Source organism: Pseudomonas sp. OA65 (assembly GCF_017498305.1).
GTDB classification, from domain to species: Bacteria; Pseudomonadota; Gammaproteobacteria; order Pseudomonadales; family Pseudomonadaceae; genus Aquipseudomonas; species Aquipseudomonas zanjanensis.
Genome location: NZ_JAGDEZ010000085.1, coordinates 1 through 5,875 on the forward strand (window position 1 = coordinate 1; position 5,875 = coordinate 5,875).

Consider the following 5,875-nt stretch of genomic DNA (forward strand, 5'->3'; position numbering starts at 1 on the left):
CTCGGGTGCGAACACGCCAGTGATAACTACGGCCTCTGTCCTGCGCGCACCTCCTATCTTAGGCCGAATAATTGTTTGCTGCGCGACAGCGCAGCGTCGAAGACGCGGCGGGGGCTCCCTCGCCACAGTTCATTCAATCCACAGAGACTGGTGGCTTCAGCGAATCAACCCACCGTAATCGCCGGCAACGTCGGCAACGTCACGGTCTGCTGCTTGCGCGGGGCGAGGATTTCGGCTTCGCCGTCCACCACCAGCTCGTCGCGCTGGTTGAACACGCGGGTGGCGATACGCACGCGGAACTTCGGTAGTTTTTCCAGGATTTCCAGGCGCACGGTCAGGGTGTCGCCGATTTTCACCGGTTTCTGAAAGCTCATCTGCTGGCCGATGTAGATGGTGCCCGGCCCAGGCAGCTCACACGCCACCGCCGCGCTGATCAGCGCACCGCTGAACATGCCATGGGCGATGCGCTCCTTGAACATGCTCGCCGCAGCGAATTCGGCGTCCAGGTGCACCGGGTTGTGATCGCCCGACATCGCCGCGAACAGCTGGATATCGCGTTCCTCGACGGTCTTGCTGTAGCTGGCGGTCTGGCCGATTTCGAGGGCTTCGTAAGGGGTGTTGGTAACCTGGGTCATCTGTTTCAGATCCTGTGGGGTAAAGAAAAAACGTTGCTAGCCTACTCGCTGCGTGGCGGTCGCTTGTGGTTCAGGGCTTGGGCGATCCAGGCCAGCACGTCGGCGGTTACTTCATCGCGGTTGGTTTCGTTGAACAATTCGTGCCGGGCCTGCGGGTAGATCGTCAATTGCAGGTATTGGCTGCCCGTGTCGCGCAGGGCGTCGGCCAGATCCTTCAGACGCTTGCCTTCACTCACCGGATCACATTCACCGCCGATCACCAGCAGGGGCAGGCCCGGATCGATCTGGGCGAGATTGGACGCTTTGCTGATTTGCTGCAAGCCGCCGAGAAGGTCGACCCACAGTTGATTGGTGCAGCGAAAGCCACACAGCGGGTCGTGGACGTATTTGTCGACTTCGGCCGGGTCCCGGCTGAGCCAGTCAAAGGGGGTACGCGTCGGTTTGAATTTTTTGTTGAAACTGCCGAACGACAGCCATTCGATCAAGGCACTGCGCCCCGTGGCACCCTGGCGCCAACGTTCGAAGCGGGCGATCAGGCGAGCGCTGCGATAGAGCGCCACCGGCTGGAAGTTCGAGCCGCTGAGCATCGCCCCGTGCAGGCTGGCGCTGTGATGCAGCAGGTAACCCTGGGCCAGGTAGCTGCCCATGCTGTGGCCCAGTAGCAGGATGGGGGTGTTCGGGTGTTGCTGACCGATGTGATGATTGAGGCTGGCCAGGTCGCCCACGACCTTGGCCCAGCCGTCCTCGTCGGCAAAGTGGCCGAGGATCGCTTCTTCGCCGGTCTTGCCATGGCCGCGCAGGTCCGGCGCGTAGACACCGTAGCCTTCGTCGCACAGCGCCTGGGCCAGGCGGGCATAGCGACCGCTGTGTTCGGCCATGCCATGGGACAGCATGACCACCGCCAACGGCGCGGTTTCAGGCAGCCACTGGTTGACGAACAGGCGGCTGTGGTCGGTCGCGGTCAGCCAGAACGTTTGGTGGATCATGGCGATTCCTTTGCACAATGTCAGACGCAGCGTCGCTGCATTGTATAGCGCATCCGCTGCGTCTCGCCTGATCAGCCTGCATCATGGCAAGAAGATTCACACAATCTATGACGCAGGTTGCCATATTTGCCTGATTCGCCATAGCTGCTAGTGTCCCAGGAGCTCCGCCTCTGCAAGCGATACAGACGCGGCCCGGATATGCTCAGGTAAAGAGGACAAAAACAATGCAGCCTGATTTCTGGAATGACAAGCGCCCGGCCGGCGTGCCCCTGGATGTCGACCTCGGGGCCTACAAGTCGGTGGTCGAGGTGTTCGAGCGTTCCTGCAAGAAATTCGCCGACCGCCCGGCGTTCAGTAACATGGGGGTGACCCTCACGTATGCCGAGCTCGAGCGCCACAGCGCAGCCTTCGCCGGCTATCTGCAAGCCCATACCGACCTGGCGCCAGGCGATCGTATCGCGGTGCAGATGCCTAACATCCTGCAGTACCCGATCGCCGTGTTCGGTGCCTTGCGCGCCGGGCTGATCGTGGTCAATACCAACCCGCTGTACACCGCGCGGGAAATGCGTCATCAGTTCAAGGACTCTGGTGCCCGGGCGCTGGTGTACCTGAATATGTTCGGGCAGAAAGTCCAGGAGGTGTTGCCCGATACGGACCTGCAATACCTGATCGAAGCGAAGATGGGCGACCTGATGCCCGCCGCCAAGGGCTGGCTGGTCAACACCATGGTCAGCAAGGTCAAGAAAATGGTCCCCGACTATTCGCTGCCCCAGGCCATTTCCTTCAAGAGCGCCTTGCGCCTGGGACGCGGCCAGGGCATCAAGCCGTTGAAAGTCAGCCTCGACGACATTGCCGTGCTGCAATACACCGGCGGCACCACCGGGTTGGCGAAGGGCGCGATGCTGACCCACGGCAACCTGGTGGCCAACATGCAACAGGCCCGGGCTTGCCTGGGGCAGCTCGGCGATGACGGCCACCCGCTGTTGCGCGAAGGCCAGGAGGTCATGATCGCGCCGCTGCCGCTGTACCATATCTATGCGTTCACGGCGAATTGCATGTGCATGATGGTGACCGGCAACCACAACGTGCTGATTACCAATCCGCGGGACATCGGCGGCTTCATCAAGGAGCTGAAGAACTGGCGTTTCTCGTTGTTGCTGGGGCTCAATACGCTGTTCGTGGCGCTGATGGATCACCCGGATTTCAAGACCCTGGACTTTTCCCACCTCAAGGTCACCAACTCCGGTGGTACCGCGTTGATCAAGGCCACCGCGGAGCGCTGGCAGCAGATCACCGGTTGCGGCATCACCGAGGGGTATGGCCTGACCGAAACCTCGCCGGTGGCCAGTGCCAATCCCTACGGCGGGAAATCCCGGCTGGGCACGGTGGGGATGCCGGTGCCGGGCACGCTGATGAAGGTGATCGACGACGAGGGCGTCGAGCAACCCCTGGGAGAGCGCGGCGAACTGTGCATCAAGGGCCCGCAGATCATGAAAGGCTACTGGAACAAGCCCGAGGCCACGGCCGAAGTGCTGGACAGCGAGGGCTGGTTCAAGTCCGGCGACATCGCGGTGATCGACCCGGACGGGTTCGTGCGCATCGTTGACCGCAAGAAGGACATGATCATCGTCTCGGGTTTCAACGTGTACCCCAACGAAATCGAAGACGTGGTGATGGCCCACCCCAAGGTGGCCAACTGCGCGGTGATCGGCGTGCCGGACGAGCGTTCGGGAGAGGCGGTGAAGTTGTTCGTGGTGGCGCGGGAAACCGGGGTCAGCCTTGAAGAGCTCAAGGCCTACTGCAAGGAAAACTTCACTGGCTACAAGATTCCCAAGCACATTGTCTTGCGGGACTCCTTGCCGATGACGCCGGTGGGCAAGATTCTGCGGCGGGAGTTGCGGGATATCGCCTGAGGTCCGCTGGGGTATCTGTCCTGACTAAAACCTGTGGGAGCACAGCTTGCTCGCGATAGCGGTGGCACAGCCTCATTTGTATCGGCTGACCTACCCCCATCGCGAGCAAGCTGTGCTCCCACAGTTGTTGATTCAGAAGGGATTTAACAGGTTGTAGGTTTTTTACTCTAAAAATGACCATGAAATATACATGAGTCATGTTTGTGACTGTGGGGCCTGCTTTTGGCTCTAGTCGGCCCCCGGCAAAGCTGCTACTCTCGGCGCGCTTTTGTGACTTCTCGGCCTTGATTCAAGCCAGATTCACCAATAAACACACCAATAATAATCGCATCAAATGCGGTGAGAATTCGCGTTGCTGAGGAGTGGGCTTCCATGATCGAAGACTTTTGGAAGGATAAGTACCCAGCTGGGATTGCTGCCGACATCAATCCAGACGAGTATCCGAATATTCAGGCGGTGTTGAAGCAGTCCTGCCAACGCTTTGCCAACAAGCCGGCATTCAGCAACCTCGGCAAGACGATCACCTACGGTGAGCTCTACGAGTTGTCCGGGGCGTTTGCCGCGTACCTGCAACAGCATACCGATTTACAGCCGGGCGATCGAATCGCCGTGCAGTTGCCCAACGTTCTCCAGTACCCGGTGGCCGTGTTCGGTGCGATCCGCGCCGGGCTGATCGTGGTCAACACCAACCCGTTGTACACCGCGCGGGAAATGGAGCACCAGTTCAACGACTCCGGTGCCAAGGCGCTGGTGTGCCTGGCAAACATGGCGCACCTGGCGGAAACCGTGGTGCCGAAGACGAGCGTCAAGCACGTCATCGTCACCGAAGTCGCCGACCTGCTGCCGCCACTCAAGCGCCTGTTGATCAACAGCGTGATCAAGTACGTCAAGAAGATGGTCCCGGCCTACCACTTGCCCAAGGCCGTGAAGTTCAACGACGTGCTGAGCAAAGGCCACGGCCAGCCTGTGAACGAAGCCAACCCCACCAGCGACGATGTGGCCGTGCTGCAATACACCGGCGGCACCACCGGCGTGGCGAAGGGCGCGATGCTCAGCCACCGCAACCTGGTGGCGAACATGCTGCAGTGCAAGGCGCTGATGGGCTCCAACCTCAATGAAGGTTGCGAAGTGCTGATCACGCCACTGCCGCTGTACCACATCTACGCCTTCACCTTCCACTGCATGGCGATGATGCTGATCGGCAACCACAACATCCTGATCAGCAACCCGCGCGACCTCTCGGCGATGGTCAAGGAACTGTCGAAGTGGAAATTCAGCGGTTTCGTCGGCCTCAATACGCTGTTCGTGGCCCTGTGCAACAACGAAGCCTTCCGCAAGCTGGACTTCTCGGCGCTGAAAGTCACTCTGTCCGGCGGCATGGCCCTGCAACTGGCCGCGGCCGAGCGCTGGAAAGCGGTGACCGGTTGCCCGATTTGCGAAGGCTACGGCATGACTGAAACCAGCCCGGTGGCCACGGTCAACCCGATCCAGAACATCCAGATCGGTACCATCGGCATTCCTGTGCCGTCGACGCTGTGCAAGGTGATCAATGACGCGGGCGTCGAACAGCCGTTGGGCGAAATCGGCGAGTTGTGTGTGAAAGGTCCGCAAGTCATGAAGGGCTACTGGCAGCGCCAGGAAGCCACCGACGAGATCCTCGACAGCGAAGGCTGGCTGAAGACCGGTGACATCGCGCTGATCCAGCCGGATGGCTACCTGCGCATCGTCGATCGCAAGAAAGACATGATCCTGATCTCCGGTTTCAACGTGTACCCCAACGAGCTGGAAGATGTGCTGGCAACCCTGCCGGGCGTGCTGCAATGCGCGGCCATCGGCATCCCGGACGAGAAGTCTGGCGAGGCGATCAAGATCTTCATCGTCGCCCGGCCGGGTGTCACATTGACCAAGGAGCAGGTGATGGAGCACATGCGCGCCAACGTCACCGGCTACAAGGTACCCAAGGCCGTGGAATTCCGCGATGCCTTGCCTACCACTAACGTGGGCAAGATCTTGCGGCGCGAGTTGCGGGATGAAGAGCTTAGAAAGCTGGGGCTGAAGAAGTAAGGCCGTTGCCAATGACAAAGCCCCGCTGATGCGGGGCTTTTCATGTGCGGCGAATGTCCCGAGGCGGGGCCGATTTTTGTGGCGAGGGAGCTTGCTCCCGCTGGGCTGTGGGAGCAAAGCTTGCTCGCGAAATAGGCGCCTCGGTTCCGCTAGACCTTTTTTTTATACACATACCCGAGCCCACCAGACACCCCCGAAACTCCGATGCCCTTCTCTGTTTTTTAAAACAACATCTACCCGAAAACAATCTCCATCTCACCTTCTCCTTTTAACTTTT

General features: G+C 60.0%; 4 protein-coding genes. 2 read left to right on the forward strand and 2 right to left on the reverse strand.

Annotated features, from left to right (window positions below):
* Positions 1–164: 164 nt before the first annotated feature.
* Together J3361_RS29115 and J3361_RS29120 are read right to left on the reverse strand one after the other, a co-directional pair.
* Positions 165–635 (reverse strand): MaoC family dehydratase, encoded by a 471-nt coding sequence (locus J3361_RS29115; RefSeq protein WP_014336929.1) that lies wholly within the window; start codon positions 633–635, stop codon positions 165–167.
* A 41-nt stretch (positions 636–676) separates the two neighbouring features.
* The gene (locus tag J3361_RS29120) at positions 677–1,621 is read right to left on the reverse strand and encodes an alpha/beta hydrolase (RefSeq protein ID WP_207967436.1); all 945 of its coding nucleotides are present in this window, start codon (positions 1,619–1,621) and stop codon (positions 677–679) included.
* A gap of 224 nt (positions 1,622–1,845) precedes the next feature.
* Here J3361_RS29120 and fadD2 point away from each other — a divergent pair, with 224 nt between their 5' ends.
* Entirely contained in the window at positions 1,846–3,534 is a 1,689-nt protein-coding gene (gene fadD2, locus J3361_RS29125) for a long-chain-fatty-acid--CoA ligase FadD2 (protein WP_207967437.1), read from the forward strand.
* A 372-nt stretch (positions 3,535–3,906) separates the two neighbouring features.
* Positions 3,907–5,598 (forward strand): long-chain-fatty-acid--CoA ligase FadD1, encoded by a 1,692-nt coding sequence (gene fadD1, locus J3361_RS29130; RefSeq protein ID WP_207967438.1) that lies wholly within the window; start codon positions 3,907–3,909, stop codon positions 5,596–5,598.
* Positions 5,599–5,875: the final 277 nt, after the last annotated feature.

Coding starts and splice junctions, on each gene's coding strand:
- fadD1 (WP_207967438.1), top strand. CDS start 3,907: ATGATCGAAGACTTTTGGAAGGATAAGTACCCAGCTGGGATTGCTGCC.
- J3361_RS29120 (WP_207967436.1), bottom strand. CDS start 1,621: ATGATCCACCAAACGTTCTGGCTGACCGCGACCGACCACAGCCGCCTG.
- fadD2 (WP_207967437.1), top strand. CDS start 1,846: ATGCAGCCTGATTTCTGGAATGACAAGCGCCCGGCCGGCGTGCCCCTG.
- J3361_RS29115 (WP_014336929.1), bottom strand. CDS start 635: ATGACCCAGGTTACCAACACCCCTTACGAAGCCCTCGAAATCGGCCAG.